Origin of the sequence: Aeromonas simiae (genome assembly GCF_000820125.1) — a bacterium.
Lineage (GTDB): Bacteria > Pseudomonadota > Gammaproteobacteria > Enterobacterales > Aeromonadaceae > Aeromonas > Aeromonas simiae.
In genome coordinates this window covers 32,927-51,655 of record NZ_CDBY01000021.1, presented here as the reverse complement: position 1 = coordinate 51,655, position 18,729 = coordinate 32,927, and the positions used below count along the sequence as shown (strand labels likewise).

General features: G+C 62.1%; 23 protein-coding genes. 14 read left to right on the top strand and 9 right to left on the bottom strand.

Annotated features, from left to right (window positions below; genetic code table 11):
• A partial coding sequence (gene pepB, locus BN1134_RS02900; protein ID WP_042045142.1) for an aminopeptidase PepB occupies nt 1-1,155 on the top strand: 1,155 nt, incomplete at its 5' end.
• 46 nt (nt 1,156-1,201) lie between these two features.
• Here the strand turns inward: pepB and BN1134_RS02895 are convergent.
• The 3 genes from BN1134_RS02895 to BN1134_RS02885 all read right to left on the bottom strand — a co-directional run bounded on the left by BN1134_RS02895 (nt 1,202) and on the right by BN1134_RS02885 (nt 3,115).
• Nucleotides 1,202-1,519, bottom strand: a complete 318-nt coding sequence (locus BN1134_RS02895; RefSeq protein WP_042045141.1) for a hypothetical protein — start codon at nt 1,517-1,519, stop codon at nt 1,202-1,204.
• 87 nt (nt 1,520-1,606) lie between these two features.
• Nucleotides 1,607-2,164: a DJ-1 family glyoxalase III gene (locus BN1134_RS02890; protein WP_042045151.1), complete on the bottom strand. Its 558-nt coding sequence runs from the start codon at nt 2,162-2,164 to the stop codon at nt 1,607-1,609.
• A gap of 12 nt (nt 2,165-2,176) precedes the next feature.
• The gene (locus BN1134_RS02885) at nt 2,177-3,115 is read right to left on the bottom strand and encodes a ketopantoate reductase family protein (RefSeq protein WP_042045150.1); all 939 of its coding nucleotides are present in this window, start codon (nt 3,113-3,115) and stop codon (nt 2,177-2,179) included.
• A gap of 197 nt (nt 3,116-3,312) precedes the next feature.
• Here BN1134_RS02885 and BN1134_RS02880 point away from each other — a divergent pair, with 197 nt between their 5' ends.
• A complete protein-coding gene (locus BN1134_RS02880) occupies nt 3,313-3,795 on the top strand; it encodes a YajQ family cyclic di-GMP-binding protein (protein ID WP_042045140.1) in 483 nt (160 codons plus the stop codon).
• A 60-nt stretch (nt 3,796-3,855) separates the two neighbouring features.
• Here BN1134_RS02880 and BN1134_RS02875 read toward each other — a convergent pair whose 3' ends face one another.
• From BN1134_RS02875 to BN1134_RS02855, 5 genes are all read right to left on the bottom strand, one after another.
• A complete protein-coding gene (locus BN1134_RS02875) occupies nt 3,856-4,698 on the bottom strand; it encodes a nucleoside-specific channel-forming Tsx family protein (protein WP_042045139.1) in 843 nt (280 codons plus the stop codon).
• Nucleotides 4,699-4,831: 133 nt separating this feature from the next.
• Complete coding sequence (locus BN1134_RS02870) at nt 4,832-6,241, bottom strand: AmpG family muropeptide MFS transporter (protein WP_042045137.1); 1,410 nt, start codon at nt 6,239-6,241, stop codon at nt 4,832-4,834.
• A gap of 52 nt (nt 6,242-6,293) precedes the next feature.
• Entirely contained in the window at nt 6,294-6,869 is a 576-nt protein-coding gene (locus BN1134_RS02865; protein ID WP_042045136.1) for a peptidylprolyl isomerase, read from the bottom strand.
• A gap of 9 nt (nt 6,870-6,878) precedes the next feature.
• Nucleotides 6,879-7,457 carry a YajG family lipoprotein gene (locus BN1134_RS02860; RefSeq protein ID WP_042045135.1) on the bottom strand — a complete coding sequence of 193 codons (579 nt, stop codon included), beginning with the start codon at nt 7,455-7,457 and terminating at the stop codon, nt 6,879-6,881.
• 11 nt (nt 7,458-7,468) lie between these two features.
• On the bottom strand, nt 7,469-8,599 hold the full coding sequence (locus BN1134_RS02855) for a methyltransferase (RefSeq protein ID WP_042045133.1): 1,131 nt from the start codon (nt 8,597-8,599) through the stop codon (nt 7,469-7,471).
• Nucleotides 8,600-8,651: 52 nt separating this feature from the next.
• Here BN1134_RS02855 and BN1134_RS02850 point away from each other — a divergent pair, with 52 nt between their 5' ends.
• The 10 genes from BN1134_RS02850 to nqrM all read left to right on the top strand — a co-directional run bounded on the left by BN1134_RS02850 (nt 8,652) and on the right by nqrM (nt 17,018).
• Nucleotides 8,652-9,284, top strand: a complete 633-nt coding sequence (locus tag BN1134_RS02850) for an alpha-ketoglutarate-dependent dioxygenase AlkB family protein (RefSeq protein ID WP_042045131.1) — start codon at nt 8,652-8,654, stop codon at nt 9,282-9,284.
• Nucleotides 9,281-9,592 carry a BolA family protein gene (locus BN1134_RS02845; RefSeq protein WP_042045130.1) on the top strand — a complete coding sequence of 104 codons (312 nt, stop codon included), beginning with the start codon at nt 9,281-9,283 and terminating at the stop codon, nt 9,590-9,592. Before BN1134_RS02850 ends, BN1134_RS02845 begins: the two co-directional genes overlap by 4 nt.
• A gap of 335 nt (nt 9,593-9,927) precedes the next feature.
• Entirely contained in the window at nt 9,928-11,268 is a 1,341-nt protein-coding gene (locus BN1134_RS02840) for a Na(+)-translocating NADH-quinone reductase subunit A (protein ID WP_042045129.1), read from the top strand.
• A gap of 3 nt (nt 11,269-11,271) precedes the next feature.
• Nucleotides 11,272-12,501 carry an NADH:ubiquinone reductase (Na(+)-transporting) subunit B gene (locus tag BN1134_RS02835; RefSeq protein WP_042045127.1) on the top strand — a complete coding sequence of 410 codons (1,230 nt, stop codon included), beginning with the start codon at nt 11,272-11,274 and terminating at the stop codon, nt 12,499-12,501.
• The gene (locus BN1134_RS02830) at nt 12,491-13,276 is read left to right on the top strand and encodes a Na(+)-translocating NADH-quinone reductase subunit C (RefSeq protein ID WP_042045126.1); all 786 of its coding nucleotides are present in this window, start codon (nt 12,491-12,493) and stop codon (nt 13,274-13,276) included. Before BN1134_RS02835 ends, BN1134_RS02830 begins: the two co-directional genes overlap by 11 nt.
• Nucleotides 13,269-13,901: an NADH:ubiquinone reductase (Na(+)-transporting) subunit D gene (locus tag BN1134_RS02825; RefSeq protein WP_042045125.1), complete on the top strand. Its 633-nt coding sequence runs from the start codon at nt 13,269-13,271 to the stop codon at nt 13,899-13,901. Before BN1134_RS02830 ends, BN1134_RS02825 begins: the two co-directional genes overlap by 8 nt.
• Before the next feature lie 3 nt (nt 13,902-13,904).
• On the top strand, nt 13,905-14,501 hold the full coding sequence (gene nqrE / locus BN1134_RS02820; RefSeq protein ID WP_042045124.1) for an NADH:ubiquinone reductase (Na(+)-transporting) subunit E: 597 nt from the start codon (nt 13,905-13,907) through the stop codon (nt 14,499-14,501).
• A gap of 17 nt (nt 14,502-14,518) precedes the next feature.
• On the top strand, nt 14,519-15,742 hold the full coding sequence (gene nqrF, locus BN1134_RS02815; RefSeq protein ID WP_042045123.1) for an NADH:ubiquinone reductase (Na(+)-transporting) subunit F: 1,224 nt from the start codon (nt 14,519-14,521) through the stop codon (nt 15,740-15,742).
• 3 nt (nt 15,743-15,745) lie between these two features.
• Nucleotides 15,746-16,792: an FAD:protein FMN transferase gene (locus tag BN1134_RS02810; RefSeq protein WP_042045122.1), complete on the top strand. Its 1,047-nt coding sequence runs from the start codon at nt 15,746-15,748 to the stop codon at nt 16,790-16,792.
• A 1-nt stretch (nt 16,793) separates the two neighbouring features.
• A complete protein-coding gene (nqrM, locus tag BN1134_RS02805; RefSeq protein ID WP_042045121.1) occupies nt 16,794-17,018 on the top strand; it encodes a (Na+)-NQR maturation NqrM in 225 nt (74 codons plus the stop codon).
• A gap of 50 nt (nt 17,019-17,068) precedes the next feature.
• Here the strand turns inward: nqrM and BN1134_RS02800 are convergent, their stop codons facing one another.
• Nucleotides 17,069-17,275: a hypothetical protein gene (locus BN1134_RS02800; RefSeq protein ID WP_042045120.1), complete on the bottom strand. Its 207-nt coding sequence runs from the start codon at nt 17,273-17,275 to the stop codon at nt 17,069-17,071.
• Between the two features lie 117 nt (nt 17,276-17,392).
• Between BN1134_RS02800 and BN1134_RS02795 the strand changes: the two genes are divergently transcribed.
• On the top strand, nt 17,393-17,644 hold the full coding sequence (locus BN1134_RS02795) for a helix-hairpin-helix domain-containing protein (protein WP_042045119.1): 252 nt from the start codon (nt 17,393-17,395) through the stop codon (nt 17,642-17,644).
• Between the two features lie 8 nt (nt 17,645-17,652).
• On the top strand, nt 17,653-18,702 hold the full coding sequence (dinB, locus tag BN1134_RS02790) for a DNA polymerase IV (protein WP_042045149.1): 1,050 nt from the start codon (nt 17,653-17,655) through the stop codon (nt 18,700-18,702).
• Nucleotides 18,703-18,729: the final 27 nt, after the last annotated feature.

Genomic DNA, 18,729 nt, shown 5'->3' with positions numbered 1-18,729 from the left:
CAGGCGGCGCGCCGCCTGTGCAGCCAGGGGATCCGCCAGGCGGTGCTGGCCGGTCACTGGGAACGTGAGCAGCAGTGGGCCTTCGCCCAGGGCTTTCAGACCCCCAAGGCGGAGGTGGAGTTGCAGTGGGCCACCTGTGACGAGGCTGACCGCGCCGAGCTGGAGGCCCGCTGGCTGTGTGGCCGCTGGGTGCGCGAGATGACCAACGCCACCCCGGAGCAGCTGGGGCCGCTCGAGCTGGCGGTCGAGGCGGCTGCCTTCATCACCGAGCTGGCGCCGGACAAGGTGAGCCACCGCATCCTCAAGGGCGAGGCGTTGCAGCAGGCGGGCTGGGCCGGGATCTGGGCGGTGGGGCGTGGCAGCGAGCGCGAGCCGGTGCTGCTCGAGCTCGACTTCAACCCGGGGCGCGATCCCAAGGCGCCGGTCGCGGCCGCCCTGGTGGGCAAGGGGATCACCTTCGACTCGGGCGGCTACTCCATGAAGAGCTCCGAGGGGATGCTCACCATGAAGAGCGACATGGGGGGCGCCGCCATCGTGACTGCGGCATTGGGGCTCGCCATCCTGCGCGGTCTGCGCCAACGGGTGAAGCTCATTCTCTGCTGCGCCGAGAACCTGGTCTCGGGCCACGCCTACAAGCTTGGCGACATCCTCACCTACAAAAACGGCACCACGGTCGAGATCGTCAACACCGATGCCGAGGGGCGGCTGGTACTGGCCGATGGCTTGCAGTTGGCGGGGGCATCCGGGGCTGCGCTCATCATCGATGCCGCGACCCTGACCGGCGCCGCCGTGATGGCGCTGGGGGGCCACTACAACGCCCTTTTCGGCCTCGACAAGGCGCTGGTGGAGCGGGCTCGCCAGGTGGCGGAGGCAGAGCATGAGCCCGCTTGGCCACTGCCGCTTGAACCCTGGCATCAGGGGATGTGCCCCTCCCACTATGCGGACACCGCCAATAGCCGGCCGGTGAAGGGAGGTGGCCCAGGCGGCGCCTCCAATGCGGCGGGTTTTTTGTCGCGCTTTGTGCCGCGCGAGGGGGAGGGGTGGCTGCATATCGATCTGGCGGCCTGTTTCAGCGACAGCGGTGATGGACTGTGGGCGCCGGGGGCGACAACGCTCGGCATGCGCACCATAGCGCGCCTGCTGGATGAGGCCTGAGCATAAAAAAAACCACCTCGTATGAGGTGGTTTTTGTTTGGGGGCCTTACTGGGGCTGGTGGGGCCAGCTCTGTTCAAAGATGCGGGCCCGCTCCCAAGGCGCATCAGGCAGGGAGGAGGAGAGTCCCTGGTACTTGCCGACATCATCCACCACCAGGGCGGAGAGGATCGGCAATTGATGCTCAGTGCAGTACATGCGGATGCGTTGCAGCAGGGTGCGTAGCTCATCCTGGTCGTGTTCCAGCCCGGCCAGTTTGGCCAGCTTGGAGTAACGGATGGTGGCCCGCTCGTGGGCCAGACCGGTCAGAATCGTCCATAGTCGGGTATCGCACAGACCTTGTGCCGGAATGGATGAAAGCGTCATGAGATGTCTCCGGTGCGATGGTCGCTCGGGTTGGATAGTGAGCGTCACGGCGCCAGAGTACCATGATCTGGCGCAAAACTGGGGATGCTAGAGCACCATGGGGGCGGCAACCTGGCGTGCCAGCTCGGGGCCGGCCAGCTGCTTGAGGATGGCCAGTACGAACTCGATGCTGGTGCCCGGCCCCTGGCTGGTGATAAGGCGGGTGGCCTCATCGACCACCACCCGCTCGCGGCTGCGCTGCGTCGCTGGCAACTGCTCCCAGAAGCCGGGATGGCTGGTGACCTTGGCCGCGCCGAGCAGATCGTGGTGAGCCAGCACCAGAGCGGGCGCCGCGCACAGGGCGGCGCGCCAGCGACCTTCTGCCGCCTGAGCGCGCAGCAGGGCGATCGCCGCAGGACAGTCGCGGATCGCCTCGCTACCGGGCACGCCGCCGGGGACGGCCACCAGATCCCAGGGATGGGCAGGGAGTTCACCGATATGGCAGTCGGCCACCAGCTTAACGCCGCGCGAGGCGGTGAGCTGCAGGGCACCGTCGGCGGCGCAGGAGGCGAGCGTCACCTGCACTCCTCCGCGCACCAGTACATCGACCAGGGTGACGGTCTCGATCTCTTCCGAGCCGGGGGCAACCAATACGACGGCGTGCATCATCATCCTCGCTTACAGGCCCTGGGCCTGTTTTTCCTTGATCGCCTGATAAAGAGTGCGGCTGACGGGCACGGCGATGCCGTGGCGCTCGGCGCATTCGAGTAAAAAGCCGGTGATGGCCTCGATTTCGGTCGGCCGGCCAGCCTCCATATCCTGCAACATGGAGGAGTGGTTCTCGGCCGTCAGCTCCGCCACCGCCAGGGTACGGCGCAGCAGTTCATCGGCGCTGACGCTCATCCCTTCGGCCTGCATCACATCGGCCAGCTCGACGGAAAGCTGCTCCAGCGCCTCGGCAAAGCGCGGTGCGGTCAGCTCGCCATTGGTGACCCGGTGCAGGGCGGTGAGGGGGTTGATCATGCAGTTGATGGCGAGCTTTTGCCACTGACGCCCGGTTATCTGCTCATCCCAACCGGCCTGGCCGAGGGCGCGCGCCAGATCGTCGGCCAGCGCCGTGTGCTGCTGCGCTGCCGGGTTGTAAGGGCCGACCCAGCTCTCCCCCTTGCCGGTGTGGCGGAAGGTGAAGTGGCCACTGCGCAGGGCGCCGTGGCTGGTGACGGCGAGCAGCAGCGGGTTATCGGGGAACAGGGCCGCGACCTGCTCGGCGATCCCCATGCCGTTGTGCAGCAGCACGATGGGCACCTCGCGCGGCAGTTTACCGACCAGGGGACGCAGCGCCGGCAGGATCTGACCTGCCTTGGTGACGACCAGCAGGCGCCGGGTCTGGGCGATGTCGCTTGGGAAGGCGCGGGGGATATCCAGCACATGCTGGTTGCCATCGAGGGAGGTGAAATCGAATTGGGGATGCAGTCGGGCGCGCTGTTCGTCGCGCAGCATGACCCGCACGCTTTGGCCGCTCAGCTGCAGCAGGGAGGCCAGGACGCCGCCAAGCGCCCCCGCACCGAGGATGGTCCAAAGGGGGGGCTGGGAAGCCGGCATGATTCTGCGTGGCATAGTGCTCTCGTGGTTTCGCTGTTGGTTTGGGCTCCGCCACACCATGACAGCCTTGACGTCGTTGAGGGGGGTGAGGCCTACCAAGGCCCATCCATGACTCACCGAGCGAGGATTCTAGCAGGGGGCCGATCGAGGATCAGCATTTTTACCGGGATTTTGGTAGAGTGAGCGCCTGCAAATTGAGAGAGGAGGCCAAGATGCCGTCATTTGATATTGTGTCCGAAGTGAAGATGAACGAGGTGTTGAACGCAGTCGACAACGCCAATCGCGAGCTGTCGACCCGGTTCGACTTCCGCGGGGTCGAGGCTTCGTTCACCCTCAGCAAGGAGGTGGTAAAGCTGGAGGCCGATGCCGACTTCCAGCTCAAGCAGATGGTCGATATTCTGCGCGAGAAGCTGATCAAGCGCGGTATCGAGACCAACTCCATGACGGTGGGGGACTCTGTCCACTCCGGCAAGCGTTTCTCCCTGGACGTCTCCTTCAAGCAGGGGCTGGAAAAAGAGGCCGCCAAGAAGCTGGTGAAGCTGATTAAGGATTCCAAGCTCAAGGTGCAAGCCGCCATCCAGGGCGAAGAGGTGCGGGTGACCGGCAAGAAGCGCGATGACCTGCAAGAGGTGATTGCCCTGCTGCGCGCCACCGAGTTCGAGCAGCCGCTGCAATACCAGAATTTCCGCGACTAAGCCGTCTGCGGGGATAAAAAAACCGGAGCCATGGCTCCGGTTTTTTGTTTCCGCCTGACCTTAGAACTTGTAGGTCACGGAGAAGTAGTGGCTGAAGCCGGAGCTCTTCCACGGGGTACCGTCGAACGCGGTGGAGCCATCCTTGGTGCCGTAGGCATCCATGAAGTACTTCAGGCCGTAACCGACGGCGTAGCGGTCGGAGTGCCAGTAGATACCGTGGAAGGTGGCCAGGTTGTCGCTGGTACGATCGGTACGGTTGTGCTTGTCCAGATCGAAGGCGTAATCCAGGTAGCCCTGATAGGAGATGAAGCTGCCGTTGGAGAAGGTGTAGAAGGGCTTGAACCAGTTCATGGCGAACCAGTAGCCGTTCCAGTCACCCTCTTCTTCCTGGAAGAACTGGTTCTCGGAGGAGTAACGGGCATAGACGTTCATGCCGACCTTACCGAACCAGGGAACCATGACATCGGCACCCAGACCGATCATGTTTTCCATCTGGTGGTCACCCACGTTGTTCAGGGAGGCGATGTAGACCTCTTGCACCGGGCCAAAAGAGAGATCCTTGCCGGTCAGGGCGTCCAGCGACATGCGCGGGGCGAACTTCATGAACAGGTTTTGGTCTTTGTGCTTGTTGCTGTGCTTGTTATCGAAGATATCGAACACATCGACATAGCCGTAGAGATCGAACAGGCCGGAACGACCGCCGAATTCCATTTCCAGGTAAGTGTCGTTGTAGTCATCCTGACCAGTGGTGAAGGGACGCTGGTCGATGGTGTGCATCACGTTGAACTGCATCCACTTGTAATCGTTCTTATGGATGTCACCGCTGTAGTCGGCCGCCATTGCCGGTGTTGCGGAGGCAGCCAGCACGCTGGCAGCGATCAGAGATTTGCTGAATTTGGCCATGTTTTCGGTCTCTTGTGGTCCGTTAGTTGAGGTTTTCCGTAGCCTGCTCCAGTGGAGCGGAGGGATTCTAGGCCAAACATGGGTGGGGGATAAACGATTTATTAGGAACTTTCGTAGTGAAGTGTGAGTCTAATCACCCCTCACTCTTGCGCGAACGTTTGTCTTGTGTACAGCCTGGCGCCGCTATTTTGACCCGGCGGGCCACCAACGGAATGAGACACATGGCCGGAATGCCAAGCAGGGCCGTACCGATGAAGAAGTGGCTGTAGCCTATCTGCTCGACGATGGTGCCGGAGAAGCCGGCCAGAAATTTCGGCAGCAGCAGCATGATGGAGCTGAACAGGGCGTACTGGGTCGCGGAGAAAGCGACGTTGGTCAGGCTCGACAGGTAGGTGACGAAGGCGGCGGTGGCGATGCCGGCGCACAGGTTATCCAGCGAGATGATGACCGTGAGCAGCCAGGTGCTGTGGCCGACTTGCCCCAGCAGGGAGAAGAGCAGGTTGGTGGTGGCGGTCAGCACGGCGCCGAGCATCAGGATGCGCAGGGTGCCAAAGCGCATCACCAGCACGCCGCCGAGGCTGGCCCCGACCAACGTCATGATGACGCCATACACCTTGGTGATGGTGGCCACTTCGGTCTTGCTAAACTGCAAATCGACATAGAAGCTGTTGGTCATCACCCCCATCACCACGTCCGAGATGCGATAACAGGCGATGAGCGCCAGGATCAGCAGCGCCGTCTTGCCGTAGCGCTCGAAAAAATCGGCGAAGGGGCGCCAGATAGCCTCAATACACCAGGCGCCGGTGCCGGCCATCCCATGGCACCATCCCCGCTCCAGCAACATCTGTTTGCGTGCTACCTGATCCTCGCTCTGACGCGCCAGATCGATATCCGGTTCATGGCAGAGCAGGGTCGTCAGCACGCCCACCCCCATCAAGGCGGCCATGATGAAGTAGGTCTGCCGCCACCCTTCCAGGTCATATTCCACATTGCTGCCGAGCCAGGCGGCCAGCGCCAGCGCACCGGCGCCGGCCATGATCATGGCGAGGCGATAGCCGGTCATGTAGGCCGCCGCCATGGCGGCTTGCAGCCGCTCCGGGGCCGACTCGATACGAAACGCGTCGATGACGATATCCTGGGTGGCGGAGGCAAACGCCACCAGCAGAGCAAACAGGGCCAGGTGGCCGAGATCGCGCTGGGGATCGCTCAGCGCCATGCCGCACAGGGCCAGTACCACCAGCGACTGGGAGAGCAGCATCCAGCTGCGGCGACGCCCCATCAGGCGCGAGAGCAGCGGCAACGAGAGGCGATCGACCAGAGGGGACCACAACCACTTGAAACCGTAAGCCAGGGCAACCCAGCTCATGTAACCGATGTCGGTGAGGCTGACCTCGGCTTCGCGCAACCAGAAGGAGAGGGTGCCGAACACCAGCAGCAGTGGCAGGCCGGAGGAGAAACCGAGCGCAAGCAGGGTCAGCACCCTGGGTTCGAGGTAGATGGCGAGGGACTGCAGCCAGCCCGGTACGGTGCGCGGTGTGGTCATGAACGGCTCTGTGTGGTGCAAATGAAACGGGCAGGTTGCCCTGCCCGGTTGCTTACTTGGTGCTCGTGTCGGCGAGCAGAGTGATGTGGCGCAGGATCACCGGGGTGGTCGGCACATTCTCGGCACGCAGTATGCTGCTGTACTGGGTCGGGGTCTGGGCCACCTTGTCCAGCACCTCCATGCCGCTCACCACCTTGCCAAAGACGGTGTAACCGGCATGACCGGTGCCATCCAGGCTGGGGTTGTCCACCAGATTGAAGTAGAACTGGCGAGTGGCGCTGTCGACGGCCTGAGTGCGGGCCATGGCGATGGTGCCACGCAGGTTGGGCAGACCGCCGATAGACTCGTTGACCACAGGGTCGTAGGTGGGCAGTTGCTGGTATTGCTGGTTGTAGCCACCCCCCTGCACCACGAAGCCCGGTACGATGCGATGGAACAGGGAGCCATCGTAGCTACCGTCGGCCACGTAACGCAGGAAGTTCTTCACGGTTTGGGGCGCCTGCTTGGGGGCCAGCTCGATCACCAAATTGCCGTGATTGGTCTCAATCTGTACCTGAGGCGCGGCCAGCAGGGTGGGGGAGAGCAGGGCCGCGGCCAGCAGCAGCGCCCCGCGAATCAATGAAGGCATGGTGACTCCTTAGGATGCGCTTGGTTGGCCTTTGAGGTAGCTGCGCAGCTGCTGATCGTCGAGGATCTGCTGCATCAGGTTGCTCAAGTGGACGTTGAGGATGGCCTCGAGATCGACCACGTTAGGCTGGCCCGGCCCCTCCTTGGAGGAGGAGGCGTTGAACTGCTTGCTGACCCGGTTGCCCTGGAAGTCGGCGGTGGCGCGCAGGCTCACCTTGGACTTGGTCACATAAGTGAACGTCTTCTCCTCGACGTCAACCGAGGCTTGCACGACCTCGACCCGCAGGTTGGTGGTGCCGATATTGGCCACGTTCAGCCCCTGGCTGCGGAACCCTTCGGTCAGCCGTGCGGCGATGATATTGGGCAGCGGTTGTCCGCTGTTGATGAGGACGACCGGTTTTTCCTTCTTCTTAACCGAAATGACATAGGCGGACGGGCGGCTGTCGACCCCTTCCAGCGTGACGCTGTTGCCCGAGTAGTACTGCTGGTTGGCGGGCACGATGGGCGGGTTGATGTAGGCCGTTTCCGGCCAGCTGGTGGCGCAGCCACCCAGTAGCGTGGCGGCCAGCAGCAGAGCTGTCTTTTTCATTGCGGTTCCCTTTAGCGTTTGATGGCTCTCAAGATAACGAATTTTTTATTGGCTGCAACGACTTGTGCGTTGCCAAACAGCCGCTTGAGCTTGTGGTGATAGTCCAGGTGGCGGTTGCCGATGACCCAGATATCACCGCCCCGTGGCAGTACCCTGTGGGCATCCTTGAACATCTGCCACGCGATATGATCCGTGATGGCCTGCAACTGATGGAAGGGGGGGTTGCACAAAATGCGATCAGCACTGCCTGGCGTCACGCCATCGAGACAGTTGTTGACCATGAAGGCCGCCCGTGCGCTGGCCTCTGGCAGATTGTGCTCCACGTTCTCTCTGGCGGAGGCGACCGCCATGGTGGATTCATCGCAGAAGGTGACGTGCACCTCGGGGTCGCGTGCCAGCAAAGAGAGGCCGAGCACGCCGTTGCCGCAGCCAAGATCAACCACCTGGCGCGCGCTCATCAGCGGCAGGTGCTCCAGCATGAAGCGGGCGCCGATGTCGAGGCTGGTGCGCGAGAAGACGTTGGCGTGGTTGCGGATCACCATGGTGGTCCCTTCCAGCGGCCAGAGCGTCGGATAGGGGCTGGGGGCGTTCAGCGGTTGCGCCCGCGGGGTGCAGTGGATGAGGCGCGCCTTCTTCCAGGCCAGCGAGGTGGTGGTGACGCCGAGCCATTTTTCAAACAGTTGCAAGGTCGAGGTGTGGATCTCCTTGGCCTTGCCGGCGGCGAGGATGCGGGTCTGCGGCGTGACCACCTGGGCCAGGGCGATGAGTTGGTGCTCGAGCAGCGCCTGGTACTTGCTGACCTTGATCACCACCAGTGCCGGGGCGCTCGGCAGGGGGGCGAGGGCATCGAGCCATGTCACCGCCGCGCCGTCCAGGCCGTTGCGTCTGAGGTTCTCCTCGGCACCGCGGCGACTGATGAAGGAGTCGCTCACAAAATAGGGCTGGTGGGAATGCAGGTAGGCGGTCAGGGCGCCGAAGCCGTCGTTCATGACGATGACCCCCCCCTCGGGCACACCTTCGTCGGCCAGGGTGTTGATCAGGTATTCGTCGGCGGCATCCCAGGCTTGCAGCGGATCGTCCGCTTGTGACGGATAGCGCAGCAGCTCAAACTGGCAGTGCGGGGTGACGAGTCGGGTCAACATCTTGGCTCCGGCGGGATGACGATGAACGGGGGCGCTATTCTAGCGGCTTGCGATGGGAAGTAACACGGTGCAGTGGCAGGATCTGGGAGAAGGGGCGCTGACCCTGTGGCCCGATTGGCTAACGGCGGCGGAGTGTCAGCGGCTGTGGGCGGAGTTGCAGGCGCTACCTTGGCGGCAATATTCCCTGCGCCTGTTTGGCCGCGAGGTGCGGCAACCCAGGCTGACCGCCTGGGCCAGCGATGCCGATTATCGCTATTCGGGCCTTATCCTGCCGGCAACTCCCTGGCCGGACGAACTGGCCCGCCTGCGCGATCGGGTGCAGGCAACCACGGGTCAGCGCTTTAACTCTGTGCTGCTCAACTATTACCGCGATGGTCAGGACTGCATCGGCTGGCACAGCGATGATGAGGCGAGCCTTGGCCCCCAGCCCGCCATTGCGTCGTTGAGCCTCGGGGCGACCCGCCGTTTCCTGTTGCGCCGGCGCACAGACCACGGCGAGCGCCACGAACTGCGGCTCAATGCCGGTGATCTGCTGCTGATGGGGCCTGGCATACAGGAGGCGTGGCAGCATGCTCTGCCGCGCCAACGCCAGCTGACGCAAGAACGCATCAACCTCACCTTTCGTTTGCTCCATCCTGACCGTTACAATGTTGCAACCATTGCCCCTATTGAGGAGTCATCATGAACCTGCAAACCCAGCTGGAGCAGAAGCTGCGCCAGGCTTTGTCGCCCAGCCATCTCGAGGTGATCAACGAAAGTTACATGCACCGCGTCTCTCCCGGTGCCGAGAGTCACTTCAAGGTGATTGTCGTGAGTGATCTGTTTGAAGGGGAGCGCCTGTTGGCGCGGCACCGGCGGGTCAATGCGGTGCTGGCCGATGAGTTGGCGGGAGCAGTCCATGCCCTGGCTCTGCATACTTACACCGCGGCAGAGTGGGCCGCCAGGGAGGCGGCGCCCATCACGCCCAGTTGCATCGGTAAGCCGGGGGCGTAGACGCCATCGCGGTTTTATTCATTAAAATTTCTTGACTGATGAGGCCCCCAATATGGGGTGTCTCCCAAGGGGCGATATTATCTCTTTCCCTGCTATGGCTGGCCCAGCGGCAAGGTAATCTGCTGATTAATTTTGTGATTGCGGATGAATTTTCCTGTTTTGTCATGGCAGGGCCAAAGCGTGAAGTGATAAACTCGGTCGCTTGTTGAATTTCCATGACGTGGCCCGTGGCGTCTCGCCGGCAGTAAGGCCATATCCTGGAGAGTCAATCCGCCCGTCGGGAGCTCTCTCGACGCTTACCAACCTGTCTTCCCGTAACGGTAGTGCAAGTGAGTATGATTACAATTAAAAGAGGACTGGACATCCCTGTGCTGGGTGCGCCAGAGCAAGTAATCTACGATGGCCCCGCCATCACCCGTGTCGCTACACTCGGCGAGGAGTACGTGGGGATGCGACCCACCATGACCGTCAAGGTCGGGGATCGCGTCAAGAAAGGTCAGGTTCTCTTCGAAGACAAGAAGAATCCTGGCGTGAAATTCACGGCCCCTGCTGCCGGTGTGATCGCAGAGATCAACCGTGGTGACAAGCGTGTCCTGCAATCCGTCGTTATTGATATCGACGGTGACGAGCAGATCACCTTCCCCTCCTTCCCTTCAGCCGAATTGCCCAAGCTGGAACGCGCCAAGGTCCAAGAGACCCTGGTTGAATCCGGATTGTGGGTTGCGCTGCGGACTCGTCCGTTTAGCAAGGTGCCCGCCATCGGCAGCGCGCCGCGCGCCATCTTCGTGACGGCCATGGATACCAATCCGCTGGCGGCCAGCGCTGAGCTTATCATCCGCAGCGAAGAGCAGGCCTTCCTCGACGGTCTGGCGGTGCTGACCCGTTTGACCGACGGCAAGGTGTATGTGTGCAAGGCTGAGGGCAGTCTGCCCAAGTCATCGCTGGCTCAGGTGCATGAAGAGGTCTTCGTTGGCCCGCATCCGGCCGGTCTGCCGGGCACCCACATCCATTTCATCGAGTCCGCCAGTGCCCAGAAAACCGTCTGGCACATCAACTACCAGGATGTGATCGCCTACGGCAAGCTGTTCACCAGCGGTGAGCTGCCGGTCGAGCGTATCGTCTCCCTGGCCGGGCCCAGTGTGCTCAAGCCGCGTCTGCTGCGTACCCGCATCGGTGCCAGCCTGACCGAGCTGACCGACAACGAGCTGCGTGCCGACGAGAACCGTGTCATCTCCGGTTCGGTGTTGAGTGGCGTGCATGCCAAGGATGTGGTGGCCTATCTCGGCCGTTACCACAACCAGGTCAGCGTGCTGGGGGAAGGGCGTGAGCAGGAGTTCCTTGGCTGGGTTAACCCGAGTGCCAACAAGTTCACCATCACCCGTACTACCCTGTCTCACCTGTTCAAGGGCAAGCTGTTTCACTTCACCACCACCACCAACGGGAGTGATCGTGCCATGGTGCCTATCGGCAACTATGAGCGCGTGATGCCGCTCGATATCCTGCCGACCCTGCTGCTGCGGGATCTGGTGGCCGGTGATACCGACAGTGCCCAGACCCTCGGCTGCCTTGAGCTGGATGAGGAAGACCTGGCCCTGTGCACCTTCGTCTGCCCGGGCAAGACCGAATATGGTCCGCTGCTGCGCCAGTGCCTGACCAAGATCGAACAGGAAGGTTAAGCGATGAGTTTCAAGCAACTTCTGGAGAAGATGGAGCACCACTTCGAGCCGGGCGGTAAGTACGAGAAGTACTATGCCCTGTTCGAGGCGGCCTACACCCTTTTCTACACCCCGGGTTCCGTAACCCGTAGCAGCTCCCACGTGCGTGATGCGATCGATCTCAAGCGCATGATGATCATGGTGTGGCTGGCTGTGTTCCCGGCCATGTTCTGGGGCATGTACAACGTCGGTAACCAGGCCATCGCCGCGATTGCCCAGATGGGCAGCGCCGCCGGTGCCGATTCCTGGCGTTATGCCCTGGCGACCCTGTTCGGTGCCTCGCTCGATCCGGCCGTGGCCGGTGTCGGCAGCAAGATGCTGATCGGGGCGGCCCACTTCCTGCCCATCTACCTGACCGTGTTCCTGGTCGGTGGTTTCTGGGAAGTGCTGTTTGCCATGGTGCGCAAGCACGAGATCAACGAAGGCTTCTTCGTCACCTCTATCCTGTTTGCCCTGATCGTGCCGCCCGATCTGCCCCTGTGGCAGGCCTCCCTCGGCATCACCTTCGGTGTGGTCATGGCCAAGGAGGTGTTCGGCGGTACCGGTAAGAACTTCCTGAACCCGGCCCTGGCGGGTCGAGCCTTCCTGTTCTTCGCCTACCCGGCGCAGATCTCCGGTGACGCCGTGTGGGTCGCCGTGGACGGCTTCTCCGGTGCCACGGCCCTGAGCCAGTGGGCACAGGGCGGTCAGGCTGCGCTCATCAACGCTACTTCCGGTCAGACCATCAGCTGGATTGATGCCTTCCTCGGCAATCTGCCGGGCTCCATCGGTGAGGTCTCCACCCTGATGATCCTGCTCGGTGGTGCGATGATCATCTATATGCGCATCGCCTCCTGGCGCATCGTGGCCGGCGTCATGCTCGGCATGGTCGCCACCTCCCTGCTGTTCAATGTGATCGGCTCCGACACCAACCCCATGTTCAGCATGCCGTGGCATTGGCATCTGGTGTTGGGTGGTTTCGCCTTCGGCATGATGTTCATGGCCACCGACCCCGTCTCCGCCTCCTTTACCAATACCGGTAAGTGGTGGTACGGCGCCCTGATCGGGGTGATGGTCGTGCTGGTGCGCGTGGTCAACCCCGCGTTCCCGGAAGGCATGATGCTGGCCATTCTGTTTGCGAACCTGTTCGCCCCGCTGTTTGACCACTTCGTGGCCCAGGCGAACATCAAGCGGAGGATCGCTCGTGGCGTTTAATAAAGATTCCACCCTGGGCACCATCGGCGTCGTTGCCGTATTGTGCCTGGTCTGCTCCATCGTGGTGTCTGTCGCAGCCGTCGGCCTGCGTCCGGCGCAGCTCGCCAACAAGGCGCTCGACAAGCAGACCAATATCCTCGCCGTCGCCGGTCTGGATGTAAGCAACGTCGCCAAGACCTATGGCGACAGGATTGAAGCCCGCCTGGTCAACTTGACCACCGGTGAGTTCGTGACCGACGGCAGCTTCGGCGATCCGGACGACTTCGACATGCTGGCGGCCGCTAAAGATCCGGCCAAGAACCAGCTCCTGGCTGGGGCTGATGACCGTGCTGGTCTCAAGCGCATCGCCAAGGTGATGCCGGTCTATCTGGCCAAGGGTGAAGACGGTCAGGTTGACTCCATCATTCTGCCCATCTACGGCCAGGGTCTGTGGTCCACCATGTACGCCTTCCTGGCGGTGGCACCGGACGGTCAGACCGTCAAGGGCATCACCTACTATGACCACGGTGAAACCCCGGGTCTGGGCGGTGAGATCGAGAATCCGGCCTGGCGCGAGCTGTTTATCGGCAAGAAGTTGTTCGGTGACGACGGCAAGCTGGCCCTGCAGATCATCAAGGGGCATGCTCCCGAGGGTTCCGAGCATGAAGTGGATGGCCTTTCCGGCGCCACGCTGACCTCCAACGGCGTCCAGCACACCTTCGAGTTCTGGATGGGTTCCAATGGCTTTGGTCCGTTCCTGGCCAAGCTGCGTGCAGGAGAGCTCAACAATGGCTGACAAGAGCGAAATGAAAAAGCTGCTGCTCACCCCGGTGCTCGGCAACAACCCCATTGCCCTTCAGGTGCTGGGTGTCTGTTCCGCCCTGGCGGTGACCAGCCAGATGAAGACCGCGTTCGTGATGACGCTGGCCGTGACTGCGGTGACCGCCTTCTCGAACCTCTTCATCTCGATGATCCGCAACCAGATCCCCAACAGCGTGCGGATCATTGCCCAGATGGCGATCATCGCCTCCCTGGTTATCGTGGTGGATCAGGTGCTCAAGGCCGTGGCCTATGACATCTCCAAGCAGCTGTCGGTGTTCGTCGGTCTCATCATCACCAACTGTATCGTGATGGGCCGTGCCGAGGCCTACGCCATGAAGAGTGCGCCGCTGCCCTCCTTCCTGGATGGTATCGGTAACGGTCTTGGCTATGGTGCCGTGCTGCTGGCGGTTGCTACTGTGCGTGAAATCCTGGGCTCCGGCTCCTGGTTCGGCATCGAGCTGCTGCCGCTGGTGAACAACGGTGGCTGGTATGTGCCCAACGGCCTGCTGCTGCTGCCGCCGAGCGCGTTCTTCCTGATCGGCCTCATCATCTGGGCAGTTCGTACCAAGGATCCCAAGCAGGTGGAGGCGAAGGAGTAAGAGATGGAACACTATATCAGCCTGTTGATCCGTTCGATCTTCATCGAAAACCTGGCGCTCGCCTTCTTCCTCGGGATGTGTACCTTCCTCGCGGTCTCCAAGAAGGTGAAGACGGCCATTGGCCTCGGTATTGCCGTGGTCGTGGTGCAGACCATCGCCGTGCCGGCCAACAACCTCATCTACAACTTCGTGTTGAAAGACGGGGCCCTGGTGTCCGGTCTTGATCTGAGCTTCCTGAGCTTCATCACCTTCATCGGGGTGATTGCGGCCCTGGTGCAGATCCTGGAGATGGCGCTGGACAAGTACTTCCCGGCCCTCTACAACGCCCTCGGCATCTTCCTGCCGCTCATCACCGTGAACTGTGCCATCTTCGGTGGCGTCTCCTTCATGGTGCAGCGTGACTACAACTTTGCCGAGTCTGTCGTCTATGGCGTTGGCTCCGGCTTTGGCTGGATGCTGGCGATCGTGGCCATGGCGGGGATCCGCGAGAAGATGAAGTACTCCGATGTCCCCGATGGCCTGCGCGGTCTGGGCATCACCTTCATCACTGCCGGCCTGATGGCGCTGGGCTTCATGTCCTTCTCTGGTATCTCCCTGTAATCGGAAAGGAACGATAGATGGAAATTATTTTGGGTGTGGTCATGTTTACCGTGATCCTGCTGGCGCTGGTGGCAGTCATTCTGTTCGCCAAGTCCAAGCTGGTGGCCGCGGGCGACGTGACAATCTTGATTAACGACGACGCAGGCAAGGCGGTGAAGACCCCGGCCGGCGGCAAGCTGCTCGGCGCCCTTGCCGGCAGCGGTATCTTCGTCTCCTCCGCCTGCGGTGGCGGCGGCTCCTGCGGCCAGTGCCGCGTGCGCGTCAAGTCCGGTGGCGGCGACATCCTGCCGACCGAGCTCGATCACATCAGCAAGCGCGATGCCCGCCACGGCGAGCGTCTGGCCTGCCAGGTGACCGTGCGCCAGGACATGGACATCGAGCTGCCGGAAGAGATCTTCGGCGTGAAGAAGTGGGAATGTACCGTCATCTCCAATGACAACAAGGCCACCTTCATCAAGGAGCTCAAGTTGCAGATCCCCGATGGGGAGAGCGTGCCGTTCCGCGCCGGTGGTTATATCCAGATCGAGGCGCCGGCCCACCACGTCTACTACAAGAACTTCGATATTCCCGAGGAGTATCGCGGTGACTGGGATCGCTTCAAGATCTTTGAGCTGGAGTCCAAGGTCGATGAGCCGATCATCCGTGCCTACTCCATGGCCAACTATCCGGAAGAGTTCGGCATCATCATGCTCAACGTGCGGATCGCCACCCCGCCGCCGAGCAACTGGAGCGCCCCTCCGGGACAGATGTCCTCCTACATCTTCAACCTGAAGGCGGGTGACAAGGTGACCATCTCCGGGCCGTTCGGTGAGTTCTTTGCCAAGGACACCGATGCCGAGATGGTGTTCATCGGTGGTGGTGCGGGCATGGCGCCGATGCGCTCCCACATCTTCGACCAGCTGCGCCGCCTGAAGAGCAAGCGCAAGATGAGCTTCTGGTATGGTGCCCGCTCCAAGCGCGAAATGTTCTACGTGGAAGATTTCGACATGCTGGCAGCCGAGAACGAGAACTTCGTCTGGCACGTGGCGCTGTCTGATCCGCAACCGGAAGACAACTGGGACGGTTACACCGGCTTCATCCACAACGTGCTCTATGAGAACTACCTCAAGAACCACGAGGCGCCGGAAGACTGCGAGTTCTACATGTGCGGGCCTCCCGTGATGAACGCCGCCGTCATCAACATGCTCAAGAGTCTGGGTGTGGAAGACGAGAACATCCTGCTCGACGACTTCGGTGGCTAACCGGTGCGTTTGGCAGTAAGGACATGGCTGGCCCTCTTCGGGCTGGCCTTTTTCTTGACGGGGTGCGGTCAGGAAAAGGTCCAAACCCGGCCGGAGATCCACATCACCGGCAGCACCATGGGGACCTACTACTCCATCAAGGTGGCTGACGATGTCATCCCCGACGTCAAGGCCTTCCAGACCCAGATCGACCTTCTGCTCGAGCGGGTCAACGATCAGATGTCCACCTACCGCCCCGAATCCGAACTGTCGCGCTTCAACCAGAGCCGTGACAACCGGCCCGTGGTGGTCTCCCGCGATACCGCGCGGGTGGTGATCGAGTCGCTGCATCTGGGGCGCGAGAGCCGCGGAGCCCTCGACGTGACCGTGGGGCCGCTGGTCAATCTGTGGGGCTTTGGCCCGGACAAACGGCCGACCAAGGTGCCAAGTGACGAGCTGATTGCCCAGACCCGCCAGAAGAGCGGCCTTGGCAACCTGCACGTAGTCACTTCGGCCGATGCCGACACCTTGCAAAAAGATATCCCGGATCTCTATGTGGATCTCTCCGCCATCGCCAAGGGGTTTGGCGTCGATAAGGTGGCCGAATACATCGAGTCGCTCGGTGCGCGCAACTACTTAGTCGAGATTGGCGGTGAGCTGCGCCTCAATGGTCACAACGGCAAGGGGCACCCGTGGCGGGTTGCCATCGAAAAGCCGGTGGCCGGCAGCGAGCAGGGCTCGGTGCAGGAGGTGATCGTGGTGGGCGACAACGGGGTGGCCACCTCGGGGGATTACCGCAACTATTACGAGATGGATGGGCAGCGCTTCTCCCACACCATCGATCCGGCCACCGGCAAGCCGATCCAGCACCGGCTGGTCTCGGTCACCGTGGTGCACCCCTCCTGCATGACTGCAGATGGATTGGCCACGGCGCTGACCGTGATGGGGCCGGAGAAGGGCATGGCCTTTGCCAAGGAGAAGGGGCTGGCCATCTTCATGGTCGTCAAGACCGACGAAGGGTTCCGCGAGGAGTACTCGGAGGCCTTCAAGCCGTATCTGGTGAGAAAGTGATATGCAAGTCTTCCTGATTACCTTTGTCGTCTTCCTGTTGGTGGTGCTGGGCATGGCCATCGGCTACATCGTCAAGAAGAAGACCATCTCCGGCTCGTGCGGGGGGCTTGGCTCCATCGGCATCGAGAAGGAGTGCGACTGTCCCGAGCCGTGTGACAATCGCAAGAAGAAGATGGCCGCCGAGGAGGCGCGCCGCAAGATGCTCGAAGAGAACCGCATCCTGTAATGCAACGACGGGGCCCACTGGGCCCCGCCGCTTTTTTCCTCCCCATCGCCTCAGTAGTCGTACTGGCGGCACTGTTTGTTATGAAACTCCACCCGCCAGCGCGCCAGCTCCTCCCGGGTACCTAGGGTATCCCCCTGCTTGATGGCCAGCTCGAGGGCGGCCATCCGGTCATACAACCAGCGGCACTCGGCGGTCGGGTGGTTCTTGGCGCTCAGCGGCAGGGCCAACAGGCTCAGGATGAAGATAACGGCTCGCATGGTGATGACTCCTCGGCAATGAAATGAGAGAGATAGGCCGCTTTTCCTATCTGGGGGCTGTCAAAACTGGCAGTTAACTGGGGTATACTGGGTTTTTATCCAGTTAAGGAGGCGGCCATGGGGTTTTCATCGTCCGAGCGCACGGCACTGCTCTCCCTCAAGGGGGTGGGGCCGACCGTGTTGACCCGGCTCGAGGCCGTGGGCATCGACAGTCTGGCGATCCTGGCGCAGAGCGAGGCGGATGAGCTGCTGCGCACCCTTTCCCTGATGCTCGGCTCGACCTGTTGGCGCAACAGCCCGCAGGCGCACGCCGCCATCACCGCCGCCATTGCGCTGGCGCGTCAGCACGGTGAGGAGCGCCCCCGGTGAGCGAGGGCGTGCGCAAGATCATCCATGTGGACATGGACTGCTTCTATGCCGCGGTGGAGATGCGCGACAACCCGGCGCTGTGCGAGCTGCCCATCGCCGTGGGGGGCGCGACAGAGCGGCGCGGCGTCATCTGCACCTGCAACTATGTGGCGCGCCGTTTCGGGGTTCGCTCGGCCATGCCGACGGCGCTGGCGCGCAAACTCTGCCCGCCGCTGGTGCTGCTGCCGGGGCGCATGAGTTATTACAAGGAGGTGTCGCGTCAGCTGCATGGCATCTTCCGCCGCTATACCGAGCTCATCGAGCCGCTCTCCCTCGACGAAGCCTATCTGGACGTGACCGGCAGCCCGCAGTGTGACGGCTCGGCCACCCTGATCGCCGCCGAGATCCGCCAGACCATCCGCCGCGAGCTGGGATTGACCGCCTCGGCCGGGGTGGCCCCGAATAAGTTCCTGGCCAAGATCGCCTCCGAGCACAACAAGCCGGATGGTCAGTTCGTCATCGCCCCGCATCAGGTGGATGAGTTTGTGCGCCAGCTGCCGCTCTCCCAGATCCCCGGCATTGGCCGCAAGAGTGCCGAGCGGCTGGCGGCCTTTGGCCTGTTCACCTGCGAGGACGTACGGGGCCTCTCGCAAGAGGAGTGTCACCGCCACTTCGGCAAGATGGGAGACGTGCTGCAAGAGCGCATCTGGGGCCGTGATGAGCGGCCGGTACAGGTGAGCCGCGAGCGCAAGTCGGTCGGGGTTGAGACCACCTATGAGAGCGATCTGCCGCCGGATGAGGCTCTCTGCTGGCAGCAGATCGAGCGATTGCTGCCCGAGTTGCAACGGCGTCTGCTGCGCTACCACGGCGAGCGCCCCATCGGCGGGCTCGGTCTCAAGCTCAAATTTGCCGATTTCCAGCAGACCACCGTCTATCGCAGTTGCGATCACATCCAGCTCGAGCTGCTTCACTCCCTGCTGCGTGAGGGGTTGCAGCGGGGGACGGGCCGGGGGATCCGCCTCATCGGCCTGGTCGCCGGGGTGGGCGTGCGCCGTGAACAGCTCTCTTTCGATCTCTAGCCGCTTCCCCGATAACCCACCCGGCTC